General features: G+C 70.6%; 24 protein-coding genes and 4 tRNA genes. 14 read left to right on the top strand and 14 right to left on the bottom strand.

Annotated features, from left to right (window positions below; genetic code table 11):
* Nucleotides 1-43: 43 nt before the first annotated feature.
* Nucleotides 44-826 carry a phytanoyl-CoA dioxygenase family protein gene (locus VIS07_19200; GenBank protein HEY8517640.1) on the bottom strand — a complete coding sequence of 261 codons (783 nt, stop codon included), beginning with the start codon at nucleotides 824-826 and terminating at the stop codon, nucleotides 44-46.
* 54 nt (nucleotides 827-880) lie between these two features.
* Nucleotides 881-2,032, bottom strand: a complete 1,152-nt coding sequence (locus VIS07_19195) for a 4-phosphoerythronate dehydrogenase (GenBank protein ID HEY8517639.1) — start codon at nucleotides 2,030-2,032, stop codon at nucleotides 881-883.
* A 124-nt stretch (nucleotides 2,033-2,156) separates the two neighbouring features.
* Here VIS07_19195 and VIS07_19190 point away from each other — a divergent pair, with 124 nt between their 5' ends.
* On the top strand, nucleotides 2,157-2,459 hold the full coding sequence (locus tag VIS07_19190; GenBank protein ID HEY8517638.1) for a hypothetical protein: 303 nt from the start codon (nucleotides 2,157-2,159) through the stop codon (nucleotides 2,457-2,459).
* Nucleotides 2,460-2,538: 79 nt separating this feature from the next.
* Here VIS07_19190 and VIS07_19185 read toward each other — a convergent pair whose 3' ends face one another.
* From VIS07_19185 to VIS07_19170, 4 genes are all read right to left on the bottom strand, one after another.
* Nucleotides 2,539-4,077, bottom strand: coding sequence for a GAF domain-containing sensor histidine kinase (locus VIS07_19185; protein ID HEY8517637.1), 1,539 nt, complete (start codon nucleotides 4,075-4,077; stop codon nucleotides 2,539-2,541).
* 183 nt (nucleotides 4,078-4,260) lie between these two features.
* Nucleotides 4,261-4,335: transfer RNA gene (locus VIS07_19180), tRNA-Glu, on the bottom strand.
* Between the two features lie 99 nt (nucleotides 4,336-4,434).
* On the bottom strand, nucleotides 4,435-5,823 hold the full coding sequence (locus VIS07_19175) for a DUF1329 domain-containing protein (protein ID HEY8517636.1): 1,389 nt from the start codon (nucleotides 5,821-5,823) through the stop codon (nucleotides 4,435-4,437).
* A 108-nt stretch (nucleotides 5,824-5,931) separates the two neighbouring features.
* A complete protein-coding gene (locus VIS07_19170) occupies nucleotides 5,932-7,629 on the bottom strand; it encodes a DUF1302 family protein (GenBank protein HEY8517635.1) in 1,698 nt (565 codons plus the stop codon).
* Nucleotides 7,630-7,900: 271 nt separating this feature from the next.
* Here VIS07_19170 and VIS07_19165 point away from each other — a divergent pair, with 271 nt between their 5' ends.
* From VIS07_19165 to VIS07_19150, 4 genes are read left to right on the top strand one after another with little or no spacing between them, the layout of a single operon-like run.
* Nucleotides 7,901-8,791 carry a peptidylprolyl isomerase gene (locus VIS07_19165; protein HEY8517634.1) on the top strand — a complete coding sequence of 297 codons (891 nt, stop codon included), beginning with the start codon at nucleotides 7,901-7,903 and terminating at the stop codon, nucleotides 8,789-8,791.
* Nucleotides 8,788-10,038 (top strand): HupE/UreJ family protein, encoded by a 1,251-nt coding sequence (locus VIS07_19160; protein HEY8517633.1) that lies wholly within the window; start codon nucleotides 8,788-8,790, stop codon nucleotides 10,036-10,038. The genes VIS07_19165 and VIS07_19160 overlap by 4 nt, the downstream gene beginning before the upstream one ends.
* A 45-nt stretch (nucleotides 10,039-10,083) precedes the next feature.
* The gene (locus VIS07_19155; GenBank protein HEY8517632.1) at nucleotides 10,084-11,586 is read left to right on the top strand and encodes a flavin monoamine oxidase family protein; all 1,503 of its coding nucleotides are present in this window, start codon (nucleotides 10,084-10,086) and stop codon (nucleotides 11,584-11,586) included.
* Between the two features lie 47 nt (nucleotides 11,587-11,633).
* Nucleotides 11,634-12,428 carry an enoyl-CoA hydratase-related protein gene (locus tag VIS07_19150; protein ID HEY8517631.1) on the top strand — a complete coding sequence of 265 codons (795 nt, stop codon included), beginning with the start codon at nucleotides 11,634-11,636 and terminating at the stop codon, nucleotides 12,426-12,428.
* A gap of 117 nt (nucleotides 12,429-12,545) precedes the next feature.
* On the opposite strand, the gene VIS07_19145 is transcribed toward VIS07_19150, so the two are convergent.
* Together VIS07_19145 and rpiA are read right to left on the bottom strand one after the other, a co-directional pair.
* Complete coding sequence (locus VIS07_19145; GenBank protein ID HEY8517630.1) at nucleotides 12,546-13,145, bottom strand: hypothetical protein; 600 nt, start codon at nucleotides 13,143-13,145, stop codon at nucleotides 12,546-12,548.
* A 26-nt stretch (nucleotides 13,146-13,171) separates the two neighbouring features.
* The gene (rpiA, locus tag VIS07_19140) at nucleotides 13,172-13,903 is read right to left on the bottom strand and encodes a ribose-5-phosphate isomerase RpiA (protein HEY8517629.1); all 732 of its coding nucleotides are present in this window, start codon (nucleotides 13,901-13,903) and stop codon (nucleotides 13,172-13,174) included.
* A gap of 216 nt (nucleotides 13,904-14,119) precedes the next feature.
* On the opposite strand from rpiA, the gene VIS07_19135 reads away from it, so the two are divergent.
* Nucleotides 14,120-14,398, top strand: coding sequence for a hypothetical protein (locus tag VIS07_19135; GenBank protein HEY8517628.1), 279 nt, complete (start codon nucleotides 14,120-14,122; stop codon nucleotides 14,396-14,398).
* A gap of 205 nt (nucleotides 14,399-14,603) precedes the next feature.
* Here the strand turns inward: VIS07_19135 and VIS07_19130 are convergent.
* The 3 genes from VIS07_19130 to VIS07_19120 form a co-directional block, all read right to left on the bottom strand.
* A tRNA-Lys gene (locus tag VIS07_19130) sits at nucleotides 14,604-14,676 on the bottom strand.
* A 168-nt stretch (nucleotides 14,677-14,844) separates the two neighbouring features.
* Nucleotides 14,845-16,515 carry a DUF1302 family protein gene (locus tag VIS07_19125; protein HEY8517627.1) on the bottom strand — a complete coding sequence of 557 codons (1,671 nt, stop codon included), beginning with the start codon at nucleotides 16,513-16,515 and terminating at the stop codon, nucleotides 14,845-14,847.
* Nucleotides 16,516-16,740: 225 nt separating this feature from the next.
* A complete protein-coding gene (locus VIS07_19120; protein ID HEY8517626.1) occupies nucleotides 16,741-17,130 on the bottom strand; it encodes a response regulator in 390 nt (129 codons plus the stop codon).
* Nucleotides 17,131-17,246: 116 nt separating this feature from the next.
* On the opposite strand from VIS07_19120, the gene gltX reads away from it, so the two are divergent.
* The 3 genes from gltX to VIS07_19105 all read left to right on the top strand — a co-directional run bounded on the left by gltX (nucleotide 17,247) and on the right by VIS07_19105 (nucleotide 18,921).
* Nucleotides 17,247-18,680, top strand: a complete 1,434-nt coding sequence (gene gltX, locus VIS07_19115) for a glutamate--tRNA ligase (GenBank protein ID HEY8517625.1) — start codon at nucleotides 17,247-17,249, stop codon at nucleotides 18,678-18,680.
* Nucleotides 18,681-18,771: 91 nt separating this feature from the next.
* Nucleotides 18,772-18,844, top strand: a tRNA-Gln gene (locus VIS07_19110).
* A gap of 5 nt (nucleotides 18,845-18,849) precedes the next feature.
* Nucleotides 18,850-18,921 (top strand) — tRNA-Glu (locus tag VIS07_19105).
* A 132-nt stretch (nucleotides 18,922-19,053) separates the two neighbouring features.
* Here VIS07_19105 and VIS07_19100 read toward each other — a convergent pair.
* Nucleotides 19,054-19,464, bottom strand: coding sequence for a c-type cytochrome (locus tag VIS07_19100; GenBank protein HEY8517624.1), 411 nt, complete (start codon nucleotides 19,462-19,464; stop codon nucleotides 19,054-19,056).
* Between the two features lie 124 nt (nucleotides 19,465-19,588).
* Here VIS07_19100 and VIS07_19095 point away from each other — a divergent pair, with 124 nt between their 5' ends.
* The gene (locus VIS07_19095; GenBank protein ID HEY8517623.1) at nucleotides 19,589-19,825 is read left to right on the top strand and encodes a hypothetical protein; all 237 of its coding nucleotides are present in this window, start codon (nucleotides 19,589-19,591) and stop codon (nucleotides 19,823-19,825) included.
* 43 nt (nucleotides 19,826-19,868) lie between these two features.
* Here VIS07_19095 and VIS07_19090 read toward each other — a convergent pair whose 3' ends face one another.
* Entirely contained in the window at nucleotides 19,869-20,162 is a 294-nt protein-coding gene (locus VIS07_19090) for a hypothetical protein (protein HEY8517622.1), read from the bottom strand.
* Nucleotides 20,163-20,372: 210 nt separating this feature from the next.
* The gene (locus VIS07_19085; protein HEY8517621.1) at nucleotides 20,373-20,774 is read right to left on the bottom strand and encodes a hypothetical protein; all 402 of its coding nucleotides are present in this window, start codon (nucleotides 20,772-20,774) and stop codon (nucleotides 20,373-20,375) included.
* Between the two features lie 340 nt (nucleotides 20,775-21,114).
* Here VIS07_19085 and VIS07_19080 point away from each other — a divergent pair, with 340 nt between their 5' ends.
* The 4 genes from VIS07_19080 to VIS07_19065 all read left to right on the top strand — a co-directional run bounded on the left by VIS07_19080 (nucleotide 21,115) and on the right by VIS07_19065 (nucleotide 23,725).
* On the top strand, nucleotides 21,115-21,546 hold the full coding sequence (locus VIS07_19080) for an HIT family protein (GenBank protein HEY8517620.1): 432 nt from the start codon (nucleotides 21,115-21,117) through the stop codon (nucleotides 21,544-21,546).
* Nucleotides 21,547-21,742: 196 nt separating this feature from the next.
* Nucleotides 21,743-22,009, top strand: a complete 267-nt coding sequence (locus VIS07_19075) for a hypothetical protein (protein HEY8517619.1) — start codon at nucleotides 21,743-21,745, stop codon at nucleotides 22,007-22,009.
* A gap of 55 nt (nucleotides 22,010-22,064) precedes the next feature.
* Complete coding sequence (locus VIS07_19070; protein ID HEY8517618.1) at nucleotides 22,065-22,910, top strand: DUF692 domain-containing protein; 846 nt, start codon at nucleotides 22,065-22,067, stop codon at nucleotides 22,908-22,910.
* Complete coding sequence (locus VIS07_19065) at nucleotides 22,907-23,725, top strand: DNA-binding domain-containing protein (protein ID HEY8517617.1); 819 nt, start codon at nucleotides 22,907-22,909, stop codon at nucleotides 23,723-23,725. The genes VIS07_19070 and VIS07_19065 overlap by 4 nt, the downstream gene beginning before the upstream one ends.
* Nucleotides 23,726-23,769 lie beyond the last annotated feature (44 nt).

Below are 23,769 nucleotides of genomic sequence, written 5' to 3'. Positions count from 1 at the left end.
CGCGGACGCACCACCTGCGTCCGCGGCTCCGTCGAACGGGTTGTCAGTCGAACGGGTTGCCGAGGTTGAACTGGCGTCCCAGCGAAGCGTAGTCGACGCCGGGCTTGCGCTCGTACTCGGGCGGGAAGCACTCGCGCTTGCGCGCGTAGTACTCGGCGCGGTGGTCGCCCGCCGACGCCGGGTTGAACGTCAAGTAGTACGATCGTCGCGGCTGCGACGACCGGTTCGGGCCCGAGCGGTGCGGCACCCAGGCGTCGAACACGATGACGTCGCCCGGCACCGCGAGCAGCGGCACCACCTCGAGGTTCGCCATCACCTCGGGCTTCAGCGTCCCGTCCGGCTCGGACGGCAGGAAGACGCGCTCGCAGGAGTCGAGCGCCATCTCCAGGCAGCCGTTGTCGAGCGTGAACGGGTCGACCGGCACCATCAGCGTCACGTGGTGCTCGACGCCGAAGTTGACGTACGCCGGCGCGTCCTGGTGGTCGTCGAAGCCGGCGCCGCCGGGCAGCTTGAAGTTGATCTTGTCCTTGAAGAGCACCACCGGCTCGCCGCAGCACTCGGTGAGCAGCTCGCGGAAGCGCTCGCCGCCGAAGATGGACGCGAGCCCCTCGTGGTACGGCATGAAGTTCTCGATCCGGGCGAGGAGCTTCTGGCCGTCCTGCTTGCTGCGCTCGTAGTAGCGCATCCACTTGCCGGGCGTCTCGGGCCAGGCCGCGATCTCCTCGGTCCAGGACGCGATCCGCTTCGTGTCCTCGGCGTCGAGGAACCCGCGCAGCCACACCCACCCGTGCCGCTGCCAGTGTGCCTTTGCCTCGTTGTCCAGCATCGAGGAGCGCGTACCAGAGGGCTCCCGTGCGAGCCACCGAGGTCGGGCGCGCACTCAGCGGGTTCCCAGGCGAAAGCCCAGCGCCGCGAGCGTCGTCCGGTCGTCCGCGGCGAGGTCCGGGCCGTCGACGACGAAGGTCGGGAACTCGCGCCGCACCGGGTAGTCGCGGCGCAGGCGATCGAACTCCGCCCCGCGCGACGGCGCCGCGGCGAGCGCGGCGCGCATGCGCGCGTCGTCGTCGCGGATCGCGTAGGCGCGGCGGACGGCTTCCCGGACGGCGGCGCGTCCGGCGCCCTCGAGCCGGATCAGCGGCTCGGGGTTCGGCACCTCGAAGCGTCGCGGATCCGGGGGCGCGACGCCGAAGAAGCGGTACGCCGCCTCGGCGACCATCCGGGTGCCCGCGAGCTTGCCGTCGAGCGAGTAGCCCGCGATGTGCGGGCTCGCGAGGCGGACGAGGTCGAGCAGCGCCGCGTCGGGCTCGGGCTCGCCTTCCCAGACGTCGAGCACGGCGCTGATCCGGCCCGCAGCGCACGCCTCGCGCAGCGCGCGATCGTCGGCCACGCCGCCGCGCGAGGTATTGATCAGCAGCGCGCCGGGGCGCAGCCGCGCGAGCTCCGCGGCGCCGAGCAGGTGCCAGGTCGGATGACGCCCGTCGCGGGTGAGCGGCACGTGCAGCGTGACGACGTCCGCCTCCTCCAGCAGGCGCGCGAGCGGCACGAAGCCGCTCTCCCCTTCGACCTCTGCACGCGGCGGGTCGCACACCAGGACCCGCAGCCCGAGCGCGGACGCCATCGCCATCACGCGCGTGCCGACGTTGCCCGCGCCCACCACGCCCAGCGTCGCGCCGTGCCAGCCGCTCGCCGGACGACCGCCCTCGGTCTCGAGCTCGAGCAGCGCGGCCGTGACGTACTCGGCGACCGAGCGCGCGTTGCAGCCCGGCGCGTGCGCGAACGCGATCCCGCGCCGCTCGAGGTAGCCGAGATCGACGTGGTCGGTGCCGATCGTCGCCGTGGCGACGAAGCGCACCGGGCTCGCGCCGAGCAGACGCTCGTCGACGCGCGTCACCGAGCGCACGATCAGCGCGTCGGCCTGGGCGACCGCCGCAGCGTCGATCCGGCGTCCGGGGAGGAGCTCGACCTCGCCGAGCTCGCCGAACGCTTCCCGCGCGAGCGGGATGTTCTCGTCCACCACCAGGCGCGGTCGCACGTCGCAGTCGTAGGCGTGCGGACGGGCGACCGCCAGTCGGGTCGCCGCAGCGGATCCGCCTTGGTTCCCTCGCCCCCTTCCGTTTCCTCGCTTCGGCGTCGGGACGCGCATAGAATCGCGCGCCATGGCGCATCGCTCGCCCCTGCTGCTCGCGGCGCTGCTCGTGCTCGCCGGTCCCGCGTCCGCGCTCGCGCAGGATGGCTCGAGCTGCCTGCTCGACGGTCGCCGCTACCCCGAGAACGCGGTCGTGTGCTCGGGCGGGCTCGTCATGTACTGCTCGAACGGCACCTGGCAGAGCAACGACGGCCAGCGCTGCGACGCCCGCAGCGGCGCCTACGTGTCGCCGCTGCGCCCGTTCGCGGAGCGCAACACCGAGCCGATTCCCGAGGAATACCTCGAGCAGTACCCCTGGCTCCGCGCGCGCTGACGCGTCCGGCGCCCGACGCGCGCTTGCTCACGCGCGCTCGACGCGCGACGCGAACGATGCTTGACGCGCGCGCCCGCGATCAGGAAGCGGCGCTCTCCGGCACGGGCAGCGTGAAGCCGAAGACGCTGCCCTTCCCGACCTGTGACTCGACGAACACCCGCCCACCGTGCGCCTCGACGAGCGTCTTGACGATCGCGAGGCCGAGGCCGTTGCCCTCCTGCGTGCGGTCGTTGCCGAGGCGGGAGAACTTCTGAAAGAGCCTCGACTGCTGCGACGGCGGGATCCCGGGCCCGGTGTCGCGCACCTCGACCACGAGCTTCGAATCCGCGCGCCGCGCCCGCACCCGCACCTCGCCGCCCGGCGGCGTGAACTTGACGGCGTTGTTGACCAGGTTGGTGACCGCCTGCTCGAGACGGATCGCCGAGCCGTTGATCCGCGGCAAATCCGGCGCGCACTCGATCTGCAAGGAGATGCCCTTGTCACGCCCCACCGGCTCGGCGGCCGACACCACCGAGCGCAGCACCGGCTCGAGGTCGACGGGCTCGAACTCGGACTCGATCCCCATCTCGATCCGGCCGAGGTCGAGCACGTTGTCGATCAGCGAGCGCATGCGCTGGATCGCCTGCAGGATCTCCTCGGCGACGACCCGGTCGTCGTCGCCGAGCTGCGGCAGGCCGGCGAGCAGCCAGGCGTTGCCCTGGATCACGCCGAGCGGCGCCCGCAGGTCGTGCGCGACGTGGGCGACGAACTCGCTCTTCAGCGCGTCGAGGTGCTTGAGCGCGGTGATCTCGTGCATGCCGAGGACGCGCCCGACGTCGGCGACGTCGACCAGCGCGCAGTCGAACACCCGACCGTCCGCGAGCGTCACCTCGCGGACGCCGGGCTCGCGGGTCGCGTAGAGCTCGCGCAGCGCGGGGTCCGCGAGCAGCTCGGTGACCTGCTTGCCGCGCGCGTCCTCGCCGATGCCGAGCACCGCCTGCGCCGCCGGGTTCAGCAGCACGACGCGGTCGTCGCGGTCGGTCACCAGGATCGCGTCGCGGGCGCTCGCGATGACCGCGCTCAGCATCGAGCGCTCGGCGGTGGCGCGCGCGTACAGCGTCGCGTTCTCGATCGCGACCGCGGCCTGGGCGGCGATCGCGTCGAGCAGCTCGAGGTCGTGCTGGGTGAAGCGGTCCGGCTGCGACTGCATCATGGTGATGATGCCGATCACCCGGTCCTTGCGGACGAGCGGCGCCGCCATCGCGGAGCGCGTGACGATCACGTCGTCCGGGAAGAAGTGCCAACGGTCGTCGCGCTCGGTGTCGGCGATCACCACCGACTGGCGGTGCTGGTAGACCCAGCCGGCGAGCCCGCGCTCCATCACGGCCGCGACGATCGGCCGCTCGACGCGCGCCGGGACGTTGCCGCGCGCGAGGATGCTCTTCACGACGCGGCCCTCGGCGTCGAGCTTGAAGATGCTGCCGGCGTCGGCGCCGACGGCGCGCGCCGTCAGGTCGAGCACCTTGCCGAGCACCTGGTCGAGCTCGAGCGTCGAGGAGAGCTGGCGCGTGACCTCGAAGAGCACGCGCACCCAGTCGCGCGAGTCGGGCCCGGCCGCCGGAGCGATGGACTTGGTCATCTGTCCCCCGCCCGACTGTAGCGATTGCCGCGCGGCTCGCTCAAAGCGGCGCGCGGAGAAGCTTGCGGCGCGGGTTGCGGCGCAGGCGCTCGAGCGCCCGCCGGACGGACGCGCGCGCACGAGCCGCCGGACGGCGCGACCGCCGTCCGGCGCGCGGGCCGCTCAGTGGAGCGCCCTCGAGAGCGTCCCCGACGGGATTTGAACCCGTGTTACCAACGTGAAAGGCTGGTGTCCTTGGCCTGCCTAGACGACGGGGACGGGAAACCGGTTGGTTACTAGCCGCGCCCCGCGGTCGCAACTCGGGAGGCCGGCCGCCGGAGCGGCGGCCGGCCGTCGGTCACGTGGCTCGGCCCCGGCTCACTTGCCGAAGCGGACGATGCGGTCCGTTTCGAAGATCTGATCCGGGATGTCGATGTAGTACTCGGTCGGGTTCACCGGCATGCCGGTGACGGTCGCGCGGTCGAGCTTGTAGTTCACGGCGTAGCCCGCGTTGCCGCCGCCGCCGGTGCGCACGTAGTACGGCTCGTCGTCGACCTTGGTGACCGGGAACTGCGGCAGCGCGTAGTTGACCAGCGCGTTGCCCTTCCAGTCGTACTTGTTCTTCCAGTAGCCGCGCCCGGTTTCCTTGTCGAGATAGAGCACCTGCTTGCCGAAGAGGTAGTACGGGTTCTTCGGCACCGCCTCGACGACCCACACCGAGCGCGGCACGAGCGCCCACTGGATCGGCGCCCAGGCGACGAGCCCCTCGCCCTTCTTCCAGCCCTCGGTCTGCGGCGGGATCAGGGGATACGTCGGCGTCTCGAGACGCCAGCCGACCTCGGACGAGTCGATCAGGTCCGACACCACCTCGTCGGGCTTGAGCCGGCGGACCGGCGAGCCCTTCTCGAGCGCGATCTTGTCGAAGTGCGCGAGGATCACCTTCTCGCCGACGAGCTTGAACTCGAAGTCCTCGGGCTTGCCGTCGAAGTACGGGCCGTCGTCGAGTGAGATGTCCGAGCCGAGCAGACCGTCCGAGCGGTTCGCCGGGTTGATCGGCCGCACGCGACGCAGCGCGGGCACGTACGTCCACGCCTGGTCCTGCTTGTCGCCGTCGCGGTAGCGCCAATTGAGATTGACGATGCCGTTGACGTCGGCCGGCTCCTTCACCACGCCGAGCGTCCGCGACAGGATGTTGAGCGGGTTCTCGCCGATGCGCTCCTGGAAGAACGGCGGCTGGCCGTCGTAGTACTTGAAGGTCACGTCGGTCGAGATGCGGCGCAGGGGGCCGTCACGCGAGATCCAGTTGATCGGCGTGTTGGTGTGGAACCCGCCCTCCCAGTAGAGCGTGTAGAACCAGTTCCAGACGATCTTCGCGCCGGCCTTCGGATCCTTCGGATCGATGTCGGGGAACGGCCGGCCTATGATCACCGGCGGACGCTTGCCGGTCGCCTTCTCGACCACCGTCCCGTTCTCGTCGACGTCGAACTTGCCGCGGTTCTTCTCCGAGGCCGCCTCGAGGTTGGGATCGACGACCGTGCGCCCGAGGGCCTCGAGCTTGACGATCGGGTTCGCGTACTCGCCGCGCTTGTAGAACTCGAGGATCTCGTCGGGCAGATGTCCCTTGGCGATCTCCCAGTTGTCCTTGCTGAGCATCGTCCCCGACGGGACTTCCTCGATCGGCTCGGCGGCATGGACGGCGGGCGCCATCAGCAAAGCCAGCACCCACAGCGCGCGCGGCCAGAACCGGCGTGCCCTCGACTTGTGCATCGAACGAATCCTTTCCGTGGGGTACCGTTCCGTGGGGTACCGTTGCGCCGCCGACGCGGCGCCCAGGCGCCTCATTGTGCTCGACTCCTCGACGGGCGGTCAAACCTTTCAGTTCAGCTGGTACGTCGCCCGGAACCAGAACTGGTCGCGGTCGCGCAGGAGGCCGACGCCTTGCGTGTAGCCGTTGTTGCCCGTCCCGAACGTGTGCGTGTTGACGTACTTGACGTCGAACAGGAACGAGTCCGAGAAGCGGTAGAGCAGCGAAGGCGCGAACAGCAGCGCGCCGCGCATCGTCGCGATCGTCGTGAGCTGCGGCTGCAGCCGTCCGCCCGCGAAGTCCGAGCGCACGGTCGCCTGGATGAACGCCTCGAACGGGTCCTGGTTCACGTAGTCGCACTCCTTCGGACCCTGCGCGTTCGGGTTGTCGCAGTACGGCGTCACGACCTGACCGGCGAGCGGACCGCCGTTCAGCTGACGCCGGATGGCGCTCGGCTTGATGATCGGCGTGCGGAAGTCCTTGCGGCTCGTCTCGGACAGGTTCGCCTGCCACACGACGGAGACGATGCCGAGAAAGCTCGCGGCCGGATTGATCTCGGGGATGAAGAAGTTGTGGTCGAGGCCGAACTCGCCGCGCAGCACGTTCGCCGTCTCGTACGTGCCGCGCTTCGTGAAGCCCGAGTCGACGACCGCGCCGATCGCCTTGTACGGCAGGAAGGCAGGCTCGTCGTTGAACAGCTCGATCTCGGTGCGCACGATCGAGTTCAGCGCCTCGCTGTACCAGCTCAGCGCCGTGCCGATCACGTTCGTCAGCCCGTGGTGCAGAGCGGTCGTGACGAAGCCGCCCGGTCCGTTCGGATTCTGCTCCGAGATGCCGACCAGCGTCGGAACCGGGACCTGCTGGAAGGTCCGGTAGAACCAGATCGACCAGTTGTAGTCGCGGTTGATGACGGTCTGGAACTTGAAGCCGTAGCGCGAGTTGCCGGTCTCGTAGCGCGGCAGCTTGTCGAAGACCTGGATGAAGCCCGGCTGCAGCGGCGGCGGCTGCGAGTACGGGCTCACGCCCATGATCGGCACGTAGCCGGTCTCGACGTCGAGCCAGCCCGGCACCCAGTACGCGTCGATGAACGCGCTCGAGAACGGTCCCCAGTTCGAGAACAGCTCGTACGTCATGCGCACCGTCCAGAGCGGGATGCGCGCCTCGTCGAGATCGATCTGGACTCCAGGGACCAGCAGGATGTCGAACGGATTGTTCGCGTCGAGCAGACCGATGGTGTCCGCCTCGCCCCAGGAGATCGCCTGGCGGCCGATGCGCATGAACCACGGCCCCTTCGACAGATTGAGATACGCTTCGTTGACGCGCGTGCGCCGACCGTAGAACTCGCGCCCGTCACGCCGACGCGCGCTGTTGGTCAGCGCCTGCTCGATCGAGTGGCCCTCGGAGTAGAAGGCGGTGTCCGTCGCAGGGCCGTAGTTCTTGGTGCGCGCGAGGTTCTGCCGATAGCGCTCGGGACCGAAGTCGTAGATCCCGTCGTAGAAACCCCAGATCGTCAGGCGACCGCTGACGTCGTCGAAAAATCCGCGCCAGTCGAACAGCCGACGGAAGTCGATCTCGAGCTCCGGGTTGTAGAAGTTGCGCCACTGCTTGAGATTGCCCGGATCGATCGGCGGCTGCGTGTAGAACTGCGAGTACTCGGTCGCGAGGGTGACCTGCGAGTAGAAGCGTCCGCGCAGCTCGACGGCGTCGTTCTGTCCGAACTTGATCGCGTCGGCGACGCCCGGCGTCAGGAGGAACCATGCGACCGCCACGGCGCCGGCACCACGCTTCGCGAGGCGCCGCACCAACCCCGTTCTCCTCCCGGATCGAGCAACCATGGTGGCCTCCCTCCTCGATGCCCGGCTAGCCCGCCCCGCCCGTCGTGCGGGCGTTCAATGTATCGCGCGGTACATCCGTGCCGCGCCGAAAACGCGCGCAAACTACTCAGCGTCGCGCCGGCATGTCAACGCCGCGAAAGGACGCTCTGGACGCACGGCGGCATGCGTGCGAGCGCGCGTGTCTCGTGGTAGCGCAGCGCCGCGAATGCGGGACGCGACGCACACGCAGCGCCGAGCTCGACTGCTGCTCGCGATCGGCGCGGCGGCCGGCCTCGTCCTGGCCGCCGTCGACCTGCTGCGCGCGCCGCACGCCGCCGAGCCGCTGCCGGAAGGCGCGATTGCGATCGTGAACGGCGTCGCGGTGCCGGAGAGCGAGTACCAGCGCGCCCTCTCGGCGCTCGCCGCCGACCGCCGCACACCGCTCGACGACGCCGATCGACGCCGGGTGCTCGACCGCCTGATCGACGAGGAGCTGCTCGTGCAGCGGGGGCTCGAGCTCGGCCTGCCCCGTCGCGACCGCCGCGTGCGCTCGGACATCGTCTCGTCGGTGATCGAGTCGGTGGTCGCCGAAGCGTCGGCCGAGGAGCCGAGCGAGGAGGAAGCACGCGCGTTCTACGAGGAGAACCGCGATCTCTTCGTGCGTCCGGGCCGCGTTCGCGTGCGTCAAGTACTGGTGCGCGTCACGCCCGAGCGTCCCGACGCCGCGGCCCGCGAGCGCGCCCGGCAAGCCGCCGAGCGTCTGCGCGCCGGCGAGGACTTCGACGTCGTCGCGCGCGAGCTCGGCGACACGCCGATCGTCCCGCTGCCCACGGGTCTCCTCGATGCACGACAGCTACGCGAGTACCTCGGTCCGACGGTGACGCGGACGATCGCGGAGCTGCCGGTCGGCGCACCGAGCGATCCCGTCCGCTCGGCGACCGGCTACCACGTGGTCGAGGTCCTCGAGCGCGCGCCGGACGAGACGCCGCCGTTCGAGGAGATCGCCGACGTCGTGCGCGCCGAGCAGCGCCGCAAGCGGCAGGACGACGCGCTGCGCGACTACCTCGCCGCGCTGCGCGACGCGAGCGTCGTGCGGCTGCGCGAGCCGACGCCGTGAGCGGACGACTGCGGCGGCTCGCCGACGCGTGGGCGAGCGTCCCGCTGGGCCGCCTCACGATCTCGTTCACGATCGCGCTCGCGATCGCGCTCGCGACCGCACAGGCGGACGCGCACAACCGCAGCATCTCGTACTCGAGCTGGGAGCTCGACGACGCGGGCGCGCGCGTGCGGGCGCGTCTCACCGCGCTCGACCTGTCGCTGCTGCGCCTCGAAGGCGACGCCGACGCCGCCGCGCGCTACGTCGCCGAGCACCTCGTGCTCGAGCGCGACGGTGCGCCCTGCGCGCCGAGCGGACCGCCGCGCACGCTTCCCGCGAGCGAAGGCTGGCGCGTCTTCGAGTGGCGCGTCGACTGCCCGAGCGGCGGACGCACGATGCGCACCGGCCTTCTCCTCGACGTCGCCCCCTCGCACCTGCACTTCGCCCGCGTGCGCGGCGCCGACGGCGCGGTCGCCGAGCGCGTCCTCACCTTCCAGGAACCGGAATGGACGCTCGACGCGTCGTCGCGCGCGGAGTCCGACGGCGGCGAGGGCACGTCGCTCGCGGGCTACGTCCTGCTCGGGATCGAGCACATCGTCTCGGGCTGGGACCACCTCGCGTTCGTCGCGGCGCTGCTGCTGCTCGCGCGCACGCTGCGCGAGGTCGCGACGCTGGTCACGGCGTTCACGCTCGCGCACAGCGTCACGCTGGCGCTCGCGGTGCTGGGCCTCGTGCAGCCCGATGCGGCGGCGATCGAGTCGCTGATCGGCTTCTCGATCGCGCTCGTCGCGGCGGAGAACGCCTGGCTGCTCGCAGGGCGCGACCGCGTGATTCCGCTGCTCGTCGCGGCGATCCTCGTCGTGATGGCGGCGCTCGCGTGGCTCGGCGTCGGCGCGCTGCCGCCGCTCGCGCTGATCGGCCTCGCGGTCTTCGCGCGCTGTCACTTCGCGCTGCTCGACGTCGCGGCCCACCCCGAAGCGCTGCGCGCGGTGGTCGCGTTCGCGTTCGGCCTCGTGCACGGCTTCGGCTTCGCCGGCATCCTCGCCGAGATGGAGCTGCCGCAGGATCGCCTCGCGCTCGCGCTGCTCGGCTTCAACGTCGGCGTCGAGATCGGGCAGCTCGCGGTGGTCGCGGTGGTGTGGCCGCTGCTGCGCTGGATCGCGCGTCGCGACGCCGCGGGCCGCGCGGAGCGCACGGTCGCCGAGCTGGGCTCGGCGGCGATCTGCGGCGTCGGGGTGTTCTGGTTCTTGACGCGCGCCTTTCACTGACGTCGCCGATTGCCGCGCGTGGGCGCCTCCTGATACCTCGCGCGCATGGCCAGACCCCGCATCTCGAGACGACGCTTCCTCACCACCACCGCAGCCGCGGGCGCGACGCTCGCGACGCCGGCTGCGGCCGCCGCACAGCTCACCGCGATCCGCCCGACGTGTCGCGACGGCGCGCGCGGCGGGGCGGCATCGGCCGACGTCGTGGTCGTGGGCGCCGGCTTCGCCGGGCTCGCGGCGGCGCGCAAGCTCGCGCGCCTCGGCGCGTCGGTCGTCGTCCTCGAGGCGCGCGATCGGGTCGGCGGACGGACGCTCAACGTCCCCATCGGCAACGGCAGCGTCGTCGAGGTCGGCGGACAGTGGGCCGCGGTCGCGCAGACGCGGCTCCTCGAGCTCGCGGCCGAGCTCGGCGTCGAGACCTTCCCGACCTATACGACCGGCGACAACCTGCTCTACTACCGCGGCTCGCTGCTGCCCTACGACGGCTCGACCTCCCTGTCCATTCCGCCGATCCCGGCGGACGACCTGAACGAGTTCTTGACGGTCGCGTTCGGCGAGCTCGAGCCGCTCGCGGCGCGCATCCCGCTCGATCGTCCGTGGGAGGCGGACGGCGTCGACACCGTCGCGCTCGACTCGCAGACCGTCGAGACCTGGAAGCTCGCGCACTTCACCACCGAGGGCGCGCGCTTCCTGTTCGACCTCGCGGTGCAGGCGGTGTTCGCCGCCGAGCCGCGCGATCTCTCGTTCCTGCACTTCCTCTTCTACCTGCACGCGGGCAACGGCCTCGCGTCGCTGGTCGGCGTCAAGGACGGCGCGCAGGAGCTGCGCTTCGTCGGCGGCACGCAGTCGATCGCGATCCGCATGGCCGAGCAGCTCGGGCCGCGGATCGTCCTCGGCACGCCGGTGCGACGCATCGTCGACCGCGACGGCTCGGTCTCGGTCGAGACCGACGTCGGCGTCTGGCGTGCGGGCGCGGTGGTGGTCGCGCTGCCGCCGACGCTCGCGTCGCGCATCGAGTACGAGCCCGCGCTGCCGGCGGCGCGCGACCAGCTCACGCAGCGCTTCCCGATGGGCTCGGTCATCAAGTGCCAGGCGATCTACGACGCTCCGTTCTGGCGCGACCGGGGCCTCACCGGCCAGGTGACGAGCGACACCGGCCCGGTCAAGGTGACGTTCGACAACTCGCCGCGCGACGGCAGCTTCGGCGTGCTGCTCGGCTTCATCGAGGGCGAGGAGGCCCGCCGCTGGGGCGCACGACCGGCGCAGGAGCGCCGCGCTGCCGTGCTCGAGTCCTTCGCGCGCTACTTCGGCGACGCCGCACGCGACGCGCGCGGCTACGTCGATCGCGACTGGTCGACCGACCCGTGGACGCGCGGCTGCTACGCGGGCATGCTGCCGCCGGGCGCTCTGACGAGCTTCGGCGACGCGTGGCGCGCGCCGGTAGGTCGCATCTTCTGGGCCGGCACCGAAACGGCCGAGGAGTGGAACGGCTACATCGAGGGCGCGATCCGCTCGGGCGAGCGCGCGGCCGACGAGGTGCGGGCGCTCTGAAGCGCGAGCGCGGCGCGAGCGACGCGCCCGCAGGAGGAATCTCCGCCATGACGTTCACGATGCTCGACTTCGTCGTCGACGGAGGGATCGCGACGATCACGCTCAACCGCCCCGAGCGCCGCAACGCGCTCAACCGGCAGGCCTACGCGGAGCTCGAGGCCGCGTTCCGACGCGCGCAGACGGACGAGCAGGTGCGCTGCGTGATCCTCACCGGCGCGGATCCCGCGTTCTGCAGCGGCGACGACGTCAAGGAGATCATGCTCGGCGGCGAGCGCGAGTCGACGGTGGCGTCGCTGCGTCAGGTGCGTCCCCAGCCGACGCCCGCGGCGCTCGCGGTGCTCGAGTGCGACCGCCCGATCATCGCCGCGGTGAACGGTCCGGCCGTCGGATGGGGCATGGACCTGGCGCTCCTGTGCGACATGCGGATCGCTTCCGAGCGCGCGCGCTTCGGCGAGCTGTTCGTCAAGCGCGGCCTGATCGCGGACCTGGGCGGTCTCTGGCGGCTGCCGCAGATCGTCGGCTCGGCGCGGGCCGCGGAGCTGCTGTTCACGGGCGACGTCATCGACGCGGTCGAGGCGGAGCGCATCGGCCTCGTCTCGCGCGTGGTGCCGCACGACGAGCTCATGCCCGCGGCGCGCTCTCTCGCCGAGCGCATCGCGGCGAACGCGCCGCTCGCGCTGCGCTACATGAAGGAGGGCCTGCGGCGCGCGACCTACGGCGACCCGCGCGAGCTCGGCGCCTACATCGGCTCGACGCTCGCGACGCTGTTCGCGACCGAGGACCACCGCGAGGGCGCGCGGGCGTTCGTCGAGAAGCGTCAGCCGGTGTTCAAGGGGCGCTAGGTGTCGCGACGCCGGCGTCACGGTCGCGAACACGGTCGTGAATGCGGTCGCGGTCGCGCCCTCGCGCGCGGTCGCGGCCCGACCGCGCGAGCGTGATGCGAGCGTCGACGCGCCGGCTCAACGGTCGGGCCAGGTCGCGTCTTCCTTGCCGCCGTCCCACGCCACGATGCGGCCCTGGCCGCGCGACGAGACGACGAGGCCGACGAGCTCGCTGCCCTTTGCGTCGAAGGTCGTGACGGTGCCCTCGCCGTCCGTCGTCGCGCCGAGCTCGACGAGGCGCTTGCCGGACGCGCCGTAGGTCGCGAGCGCGCCGCCGCCGGCCTGGCCCGAGCCGATGCGCACCAGCGTGCGGCCGGCCGCGTCGCTCACCTCGATGAGGCCGCTGTCGTCGTCGGCGCCGAGCGTCAGCACCGCGTGCGCGCGCTCGTCGTAGAGCGCGAGCGCGCCGCCGTTCGAGGTCGTCGACAGCAGGACGTTGCGCTGCCCTTCCTCGCTCTGCAGCTCGATCGCGCCGCGGCCCATTCGCGCCTCGAGCGTGACGAGCGGCTTCCCGGTGTCGTCGACGATCTCGATGCGACGCGCCTGCAAGACGTCGCTGAAGCCGCCCGCGCCCATGGTGACGACCGCGGCGAGCAGCGTTCCGAGCACGATCATCGCGCGGCGCTGCGCGCGGTTCGCGCGCTCGAGAGCCTGGATGCGTTCCTCGACGTCTCGCATGGGTGCCTCCTCGCGCGAGGTCCGGGTCACGCGCGCACGAGCTCCTCGACGCTGCCGTCGGGCCGACCGACGAGAACGCGATCCGCGGTGCCGAGGAAGAGCCCCGTGTCGACCACGCCGGCGATCGCGAGGATGCGCGCCTCGAGCGCGCGCGCCGCGTCGCCGTCGGCGATCGGCGCGAGCGGACGACAGTCGATCGTCAGGTTGCCGTTGTCGGTGACGAACGGCTTGCCGTCCGCGCCGAGCCGCAGCGTCGGCTCGAGGCCGAGCTGCTTGAGCGCGCGCGTCACCGGACCGCGCGCGAGCGGGATCACCTCGACCGGGATGCGGCCGCGCTCGCCGAGCGTGCGCACGAGCTTCTCCGGTCCGACGAGGATCACCTGACGCTTCGACGCCGACGCGACGATGCGCTCGCGCACGAGCGCGCCGCCCCAGCCCTTCACCAGATCGAGGTTCGGCGCGACCTCGTCCGCGCCGTCGATCGTGACGTCGAGCACCAGCTCCTCGTCGAGCTCGACCAGCGGGATGCCGAGCTCGCGCGCCTGCGCCGCGGACGCTTCCGAGGTCGGCACGCCGACGACGCGCAGCCCCTCGCGCACCCGCGCCCCCAGCTTGGCGATGAACGCCGATGCGGCACGGCCCGAGCCGAGCCCGACCTTCGCGCCGTCGCCGACGAGCGCGAGCGCGCGCTCCGCCACGGCCTGGACCGCCGGGTCGTCGACCCCGCCCTGGCCCGTCCGCTTACCCTCGTCGCTCATCGCTCGCTCCTTCCCGGTGGTCGTGCTCGTCTACCGCGCGCGCCGAGCCGATCAAGCGCCCGGTGTGACGACCTCGCACATCGCACGTCGCACGGCGCACGCGCCATGGGCGAACGGCATCGACCGACGTCTGCGCCGCGTGTACCATCGCGCGCGGCGAAGCCGCGCGAAATCCGCAAGCGCACCCTGCGACGGCTCGGCCACGGAGGTCTCGCAATGGAAGACACCGTCAAGCTCGCTCGCGCCGTGGACGCCTGCGGCGAACGACTCGAGCGCGCGATCGCACAGCTCGCGCACACGCTCGAAGGCTGCGTCACCCTGCTCGGCACGCGCTTGACGGCGATCGAGAACGCGGTCGCCCGGCTCGCGGAGATCGAGGAGTCGCGTCTCGAGCCGGAGGCGCGCGCCACGCTCAAGCTCTCGAACCTGCGCTCCTCGGTCGCGTCGCTGCAGACGATGGTCGAGCAGGCGCAGACCTTCGCGCCGCGCAAGTGAGAGCGGCGGCCGCGTACGAGCCGAGCCCCGCCGCGCCCGGCCGCGTACGGGCTGGGATGCAGCGCGTCCGCCGGTCGTGAGTGACGTCGGCGGTTCGGGCCGCCGACGCGTCGCGCCGAGCCCCCATGGCAGCCCCCGGGACCCGCAGACGCCCTTCCCCGCCACGGGCTCTGGAGAAATCCTACGGAAATCGCGGGGATTCTGATGAGCCGTCGGGGGATCGAACCCCGGACCCTCTGCTTAAAAGGCAGATGCTCTACCGACTGAGCTAACGGCTCCTTCCTCGTATACCGCCCGCCCAGCGGACCGACAACTCGCCTCCGCGCAATCCTGTCTTGACGCCCGCGCCGCCGCCGCGCGCACAAGAACAAAAAAAGGGCGCGGACTCTCGTCCGCGCCCTTCGCGTGCGGGGCGGCCTTCGAGCCGCCCCGCCCTGCCGTGTCGATCAGAACTGATACGTGAAGCGGAGCTGGGTCTCCGAGCGGCCGCGGTTGACGCCGGCGATGCCCCACGTCTCGTAGACCGGCGCCTCGGTGGTGTTGATGTAGTACTTCTGCGCCACGTTCACGATGAAGTCCGGCGTGACGTAGTAGTCGAGGCTCCACGCCACCTCCTGGTTGAACGAGTTCACCGGGTCGAGGACGTAGGTGATCTGCGGAACCAGCGAGCCGCCCATGTAGAAGCTCGTCGCGGCGAGCGTCATGAGCATCTCCCAGTCGCGCACGCGGTCGACCGCCTTGCAGCGCACGAAGTTCACGCACGGCCCACCGTCGCGCCCGATCAGCGGCATGGTCGGCGACAGGTTGCCGACGAAGCCGATCTGATCGCCCACCGGACGCTCGTTGTCGATCAGGTAGTGCCAGAAGAACTGGCCGAGGATGAGCCAGGTGGCGTTCGGGTTCAGGAAGCGGATCCAGGTCGGGCGATCGAAGCCGATCATGCCCTGCCACATGTCGCGCTTGCTGACGCCGAACAGCAGATCGGGCAGCACCGGCGAGCGCTTGTCGCCGTCGGCCCACGGCGTCCCCATGATGTAGACCATCTCGGTCTTGAGGACGGCCTCGGACCACTCGTCGAAGTAGTTGGCCGACGCGCCGATCACGTGGACGTAGGGCGCGGTGTACCAGGCCGGCAGCGTGTTGTTCGCGAGCGCCTCGGTGGCCGTGACGGGATCGAGGTCCGCGCGGACGAACGCGGTGTTCGAGCCGTCGTCGCCCGCCCAACGCTGGTACATGTAGGCGATGGTGAAGTTGATGCCGGCCGCGAAGCCGCTGAAGCGCACGCCGACCTGGCTGTTCTCCGCCGGGTTACGCGTGTAGTCGCCCTGGCGGAACAGCGTCGTGCCGCGCTCGAGGTTCGGGAACGGGATCGGATTCTCGAGCGGGAGGCTCCAGGGCGAGTACGGCAGGAAGCGGCGCTTGTTCGGATACCAGTCGCCCGGGTTCCAGAAGCCTTCGAGGAACGCGTTCGAGACCGGACCGAAGTCCTCGAGCCGCCACAGCCACTTGATCATCCAGTACGGGATGCGGAGCTGATCCCAGCCGCGGCCGACGTCGATCTCCTGCTGCAGGTGCCAGGTGAGGTCGAGCGCGTTGACGCGATCGAGCAGACGGAAGTTGTCCGTCTCACCCCAGACGATCTGTTGCCGGCCGAGACGCAGGCTGAGCGGGATGCTCGCGAAGTCGATGTCGATGTACGCCTCGCGCAGCGTGTTTTCCCACTTGACCGCGTCACGGGCACTGCGCGGGATGTCGCTGAACGAGCCGTCACGCGCGCCCGTGAAGGTGTAGAACGCGCCGCCGGGCTTCAGGTCGTACACGCTGTCGTAGACGCCGCGGTACAGGACGTAGACGCTGGACTGCCGGATCCAGTCGGGTGTGTCGAATTTGTTGATGAGCTTCCCGTCGTGCAGCCACTTGTAGTCGAGGCCGAGACGGAGCGTGTTGCGCTGCTGAACCAGGTTGAAGTTGCCTGGTTTCCGCATGCGGAAAAGGTTCTGGGCGGACACGTCGCCGAAGACCAACGCGTCGCCCAACTGAATGGTTGCGCTCGCCGGCGTAGCCGCGACGACAGCCAAGCTCAGCGCCGCCGCAACGAGAGCAACCCTTCCCCCCATACTCACCTTCATCAGCTACCCTCCTCGGCGGCGGGTCACCCGCCAAGGAGCCCGCCGACTCTTCCGCTGATCAAGAGTTACGGCGCGCGCCATACTCCATTTCCCGCGGACATGGCAAGTGAATGGCGGGCGAATGGCAGGGCCGCGCGCGCAGTGGCGCGCAAGCGACGGCGAGAGGATCGGAAGATGGGCGGACGGAGCCCGGTGCTCCGCCCGAGGGTCAGGTCAGTGCTTGGTGGTGACGCCGAGGAGGCGCTCGATCTTTTCGCGCACCAGGGAGGGATCGACCACGGGCTTCGCGAGGTAGTCGTTGCAGCCGTTCGCAAGCGCCTTCTGCTCGTCGCCGGCCATCGCCTGCGCGGTGAGCGCGATGATCGGGATCTCCTTGCCGCACTCGAGCGCACGGATGCGCCGGGTCGCCTCCCAGCCGTCCATGACCGGCATCTTGAGGTCCATGAAGATCAGGTCGGGTGGATTCGCCTCGACCGCCGCGACCGCCTCGGCACCGTTGGCGGTCTCGACGATGTCGAAGTCACCGATCTTGCGCAGGCGGTAGAGCAGGATGCGCCGGTTGTCCTCGTTGTCCTCGACGACCAGTATCCGCTTTCTCGCCATGGATCCCTCTGCCGGACCGACCTCTCGCGTGGCGTTCACGTCCCTCTCCTGCCCGCGATGCGTCCGTGCTCGCGATCGAATTGGCGACCGCACAGTCGCTCTGTTAGCCGCGGCGCATGGCGTCCGTACGCACGCGATTTGCGCCCAGCCCGACCGGTGCGTTGCACGTCGGCGGCGTGCGCACTGCACTGTTCAACTACCTCTACGCACGCCACTTCGGCGGACGGTTCATCCTCCGCATCGAGGATACCGACCGCCAGCGATCGACCCAAGCATGGGTCGACGAGATCATCGGTGCGCTGCAGTGGCTCGGCCTCGAGTGGGACGAGGGGCCGTTCTTCCAGACGCAGCGCATGGATCTCTACCGCTCGACCATCGAGCGGCTGCTGTCCTCCGGACACGCGTACCGCTGCACGTGCACGCCCGAGGAGCTCGAAGCCAAGCGCAAGGCCGCGCGTGAGCGCGGCGGCAGCGTCGCCTACGACCGGCACTGCCGTCCCGGCGTTGGCCCGGGTCCCGTCGAGGGACGCCCGGCCGCGATCCGCTTCGCCGTGCCGCTCGACGGCGAGGTCGTGGTCGACGACCTCGTGAAGGGGCGCGTGGTCTTCCAGAACGCCGAGATCGAGGACTTCGTGATCGCGCGCTCCGACGGCTGGCCGACGTACAACCTCGTCGTGACGGTCGACGACGCGGACATGGCGATCAGCCACGTGCTGCGCGGCGACGACCTGCTGCCGAGCACGCCGAAGCAGATCCACCTCTACCGCGCGCTCGGCGCACCCGTGCCGGAGTTCGCGCACCTGCCGCAGGTGCTGGGCATGGATCGCGCGCGACTGTCCAAGCGCCACGCGGCGACGGCGGTGACGTCGTACCGCGAGCTCGGCTACTACCCCGACGCCCTGATCAACTTCCTCGCGCGACTCGGATGGTCGCACGGCGATCAGGAGGTGTTCACTCGCAAGGAGCTTATCCACGCTTTCTCCCTGGAAAATGTCGGCAAATCCGCGGGAGTCTTTAACCTCGAGAAGCTCGACTGGCTGAACTTCCAGTACTTGAAGGCGCGGACGCCCGAGCAGCTCGCAGCGGACTTGCGGCCCTTTATGGAGTCGCGTGGGATCCACATCCCCGGCGACGACGCCTGGCTCGCGAAGATGGCGATGACGCTGCGCGAGCGCGCGAAGACGCTCGGCGAGCTCACCGACTTCGCGCACTTCTACCTGAGCGACGACATCACCATCGACGAGAAGGCGGCGGCGAAGTTCCTGAAGCCGGAAAACGCGCCGCTGCTGCAGGACTTGACCTCTCGCCTCGAGGCGCTCGAGACCTGGGACGCGGCGTCGATCGAGCGCGTCTTCCAGGACGTGATCGCGAGCAGCGGGAAGTCTCTGGGCGCGCTCGCGCAGCCCGTGCGCGTCGCGGTCACGGGCGGCACGGTGAGCCCGGGGATCTTCGAGGTGCTCGACGTGCTCGGCCGCGAGCGCTCGCTGCGCCGCCTCAAAACGGCGCTCGAGCGCATGGGGAGCAGCAGCGTCGAGAGCGGCGTTTCGTGAGAAACACGCCGAAAAATCGGCGTCGCTGCACGTCCGTGGACCGGCGCCACTAGCCAGGCGCCCTCGCGATTGCTACCTTGCCGGCACTGGTTGGGGAGTCGGCTAATTGGTAAGCCACCTGACTCTGGATCAGGCGATTGTAGGTTCGAGTCCTACCTCCCCAGCTCACGGTCCCATCGTCTAGCGGTTAGGACACCGGCCTCTCACGTCGGTAACAGGGGTTCGAGTCCCCTTGGGACCACTCGATCGCGGCGCGCGATCTCGGAGCCGAAAACCGGCCCGGGACGCGCGCCGCGCTGCGTTTGGCGGCCGCGTGGCCAGCCGACCGTGGAGGTCGACCGCCGGCGCGCTGCGGATGAGCGACGTGACCGGCTCAGCGCGCCAGCGAGCGGATGTAGGCCGTGACGTCGTCGATCTCCTGCGGCGTCAAGACTTCGTTCCAGGCGGGCATCTCGCGGTTGCCCGTCTGGACGCGCGACTTGATCAGCCGCCCCGAGTAGTGCGGCGTCGCGATCACGATCTCGATGTCCTTGACGGACACGTGCCAGCCCGGCGACACGAGATCGGTGGGCGGCGGGTCGTACTCCGCAGCGAGCGGACCGTCACCGAGACCCGTCGCCCCGTGGCAAGGCGCGCAGTACTGGTCGTAGACCACCTTGCCGCGCGCCACGCTCGCCGTGGCGTACGGATCGGCCGGCGGGCGTCGGAACGGGCCCACCGCGCAGGCGCCGGCGACGAGCAGCAGCAGCACCCACGCACGCCACGAGCCGCTCTCGAACGACATCACGCGCGATCGTAACCCGAGCCAGACGCGAAGCGAAGCCGCGAGCACGAACGCGCTCGGGGCGTGCGGCCAAACTTTTCTCGGACAGGCTAGCAACGCGGGGGCGCGGGGTTCATGCTGGAGCATGCGCAAGAAGCGCTCGTCGGGCGACGTCGACCTCTTGATGGCGTGGATCGTCGCCGAGATGTTCGGCGACGACACGCCGCGCGAGAAAGACGGCACGGCGAGCGACACGGCGGACGCGCAGCGCCGCTCCCCCGCCCGCGCTTCCGCCGCCGGCGCGCGCGAGCGCGCTCGTCAGGACGCGCCGCGCGAGCGCAGCGAGCCCAAGCGGCCGCCGAAGCGACCGAAGCCTTCGTGAAGCGACGTGCCCACGACCCAGGGCACGTCGGCGTCGAGCGACGTCAGGAGCCGGTCTTGACGTCGTCGCGGAAGACCCAGCTCTCGTCGCGCCGCACGCTGACGCCGATGCCGCGGTGGCGCAGGCGGTCGAAGCGCTGGCGGATCCAGCTCACGCTGTCGTCGCTGATGCGGGCCGGTACGCGCACGTCGAGGCGCGCGCCACGGCCCGCCCAGAGGGCATCGGCGAACAGGGTCTCGACTTCGTACGGCGTGAGCCAGCCTGTCCGCTCCGACCGTACGCTACCGTGACCGCGCTCGAGCTGAGCGCGAAACGGGAAGACCTTCTGCGCGTTCACCGTACTCCTCCGAAACGACAACGACCGGCTCCGAACCGCAACCGCGCGAACCACGTCCCCGCCGGAGCAAACGGTGCTTGCTCAGCCGACACGAAGCCGGTCGAGCGATACTCGATGCGAGCGCCTGGACGACGAGTGGCTGGGAATGCTCCTGCCTACACCAGTGCCGCAGGCGAAGCTACCCAGGTCCGGCGAGATTTGCGCAGAAGGTCAGAGGCTCGCTTTGCGGCTCTTGGTCGTCTTGGCGCGAGCCGTGGTGGCGCGCTTCTTCGCGGGCGCGGCCGCCTGGACCGGCGCCGCCGTCTGGGCCTGACGACCGACGCTGGTCAAGAGCACCGCGAGGTTCGTCTTGCCTTCCTTGGCCCGCTTGGCGGCGGCCTTCTTGGCGGCGCGCTCCGCAGCCTCGAGGAATTCGGACGACCCACCGACGTCGTAGCGGCCTCTCACTTTCGGAATGTAGCGCAGCCGCATGACGATTTTGTGCTGCTCGTAGTGCTTTACGCACCGCCAGCCTTTGTACGCCGGCTGGCTGCACACCACGCACAGCCCGAGCGCGCGATGCTTACGCTGCCACAACGTCTGGCGGCTCACGCCCGTCTTCTTCTTCTCCATGGAAAAATGCCCTCTAGCGGCTCAACGCTTCGAGTCGCCGCCTTTCAGGTCTGAATTCCCCGAATTCTTCGATCTTGCCAGATGACGGGCGTGGGGAGCAACGGGGGACGACGAATTTCGCGCACTTTTCCGGCTCGGCACACTCGTTGTCGTTCGATGGATTCTGGCATGACGACCGGTCAATCAATCGCCCTGCCGGAGTCGCTGCTCGGCCCGATCGTCAATTTTTCCCTAGGCTGCGATCGGGGCGGCGTCAAATGCCGGCCGGCGCCGGTCGTTGACGCGCTGCGAGGGGCGGTCTAGTCAGGACGAGCCGCCCAGCGTGGCGGCGGAGCGGGTGATGAGCTGCATTTTCTGTCGGATCGCGAGCGGAGAGGTGAAGGGCGAGATCGTCGCGCGCGAGCCGGGGGTGGTCGCCTTCCTGGACGTCGCGCCGCTGGCCGACGGTCACACCCTGGTCGTCCCGGAGGCGCACGTCGCGCGGGTCGAGGATCTGTCCCCGGAGGACGCGCGCAGGCTTTTCGATGCGGTCGTGCGGCTCGCGGGACCGGTCCGCGAGGCGGTGGGCGCCGTCGGCTCGACCATCGGGATCAACAACGGCGAGGCGACCGGCCAGACGATCCCGCACGTCCACGTGCACATCGTGCCGCGCTGGACGGGCGACGGAGCCGGCAGCATCCACACGATCTTCCCGCGCCGCACCAGCCGGTCGGTGACCGAGGTCGGCGACCTGATCCGCCAGCGCCTCGGGACGAGCTCCGGCGCGAAGTGAGGCGATCTCTCCGCCCCGCCCGACCCGGGGCCGCCCTGGGACATCGGCCCGAGCGGGCCGGGGCGCGCCCCACGAGCGTCCGCTCGCGCCTGGCATCCGAATCCACGTCGCAGCACGCGCCGGAACCGCGGCGCCGTCGAAGGGGCCGGAGCTCGGGTCCGTCCGGCCTTCAACCTGGAGAACGAAGGAGCACGTCATGAACCGCACCACCAAGGGAGCGCTGATCGCGCTCGGCGTCGCAGCGATGTTCACCGCGAGCACGGCGCTCGCCGACACCCCGACCGAGGGCGAGAAGAAGGACGCCAAGGTCCGCTGCGCCGGCATCAACGAGTGCAAGGGCAAGGGCGAGTGCGCCGGCGCGGGTCACGCCTGCGGCGGCATGAACGAGTGCAAGGGCAAGGGCGTGGTCTCGACCGCGAGCGAGGAGGAGTGCAAGACCAAGGGCGGCCAGGTGGTCAAGTAACGCACCGCAGGCGGGGGAGCGCCGACGCTCCCCCGCCCGCAACTGCGTGAATCCCATGCGCCGTCATCGCGACCTCGGCTTCGGCATCGGGCTCCGGCGCGGCCACTACGCCGACATCCTCGAGCACGGCACGCGCGTCGACTGGTTCGAGGCCATCTCGGAGAACTTCCTCGTCCCCGGCGGACGTCCGCTGCACGTCCTCGAGCGCGTGCGCCGCGACTACCCTCTCGTCCTGCACGGCGTGTCGCTGTCGATCGGCAGCACGGACCCGCTCGACGAGGACTACCTGCGCGCGCTGCGCGCGCTCGTCGACCGCTTCGAGCCGGCGTGGGTCTCCGACCATCTCTGCTGGACCGGCGTCGACGCGCACAACCTGCACGACCTGCTGCCGCTGCCGTGGACCGAGGAGACGCTCGCGCACGTCGCCGCGCGCGTCGAGCGCGTGCAGGACGCGCTCGGCCGACGGCTCGTGCTCGAGAACGTGTCGAGCTACTTGACGTTCACCCACTCGACGATGCCCGAGTGGGAGTTCCTCGCCGAGCTCACCCGGCGAGCCGACTGCGATCTGCTGCTCGACGTCAACAACGTCTGGGTGAGCGCGCACAACCACGGCTTCGACCCGCGGCGCTTCATCGACGCCATCCCGGCGGAGCGCGTGGCGCAGATCCACCTCGCCGGCCACAGCGACTACGGCACGCACCTGCGCGACACCCACGACGCGCCGATCACCGACGCCGTGTGGGACCTCTACCGCTACACGATCGCGCGCCTCGGCCGGGTCTCGACGCTGGTCGAGTGGGACGGCGAGGTGCCGCCGCTCGCGACGGTCGAGGAGCAGGCGTTGCGGGCGCGCGAGATCGCGCTCGCGACCGTCGCCCAGCGCGGCGAGCAGGCGGCATGAGCGCCGCCCCGCTGCCGCTGCGCGAGCTGCAGCTCCGCCTGCGTGAGCTGATCGCAAACGCGCGTGGGCTCGCGCCGCACGAGGTGGAGCGCCTGGTCGCGGAGCTGCCGGTCGCCGGCGACGAGCGGCTTTCCGCCGCGGGGCGCGTCGCGATCTATGCCGAGATGTACTTCCTGCGGCTGCACGACGCGCTCGCCGAGGACTACGGCGCGCTGCGATGCTCGCTCGGCGACGAGCGCTTCGCGCGCCTCGTGCGCGCCTACCTCGTCCGCCACCCGAGCGACAGCCCGTCGCTGCGCGACCTCGGGCGTCACCTGCCGGGCTTTCTCGAGCACCACCCGGAGCTCCTCGACGCGCCCTGGCAGCAGGATCTCGCCCGCTTCGAGTGGGCGCTGGTCGAGGCCTTCGACGCCGTCGACGAGCCCGTGCTGCGGCCGGACGATCTCGCCGCGCTCGCGCCCGAGGCGTGGCCCGCGCTCGACGTCCGCCCGGTGCGGTCGCTCCGGCTCGTCGCGACGTCGGCTCCCGTCGACGACGCGCGCGAGCGGCTGCTGCGCGGCGAGGAGCTAGGCGACGTGCCGCGCGCCACGCTGTGGCTTCGCGTCTGGCGTCAGGGCTGGCAGGTCTTCCACCGCCGCGTCGACGAGCTCGAGTTCGCGGCGCTCGACTGGCTGCGCGGCGGCGGCGTCACCTTCGCCGACCTCTGCGAGTGGCTCGCGGCACGCGTCGGTGACGACGCGGCGGCGGGCGAAGCGCTCAAGCTCCTGCGTCGCTGGCTCGCGGACGAGCTGCTCGTGGCCCGCGCGAGCGCCTGAGCAAGCGGCCCGAGCGGCGCCCTGCCCTCTCCGGCCGATCGCCA

It is taken from the genome of Candidatus Binatia bacterium, from assembly GCA_036563615.1.
GTDB lineage: Bacteria > Desulfobacterota > Binatia > UBA12015 > UBA12015 > DATCMB01.
This window is presented reverse-complemented; position numbering and strand designations above follow the sequence as displayed.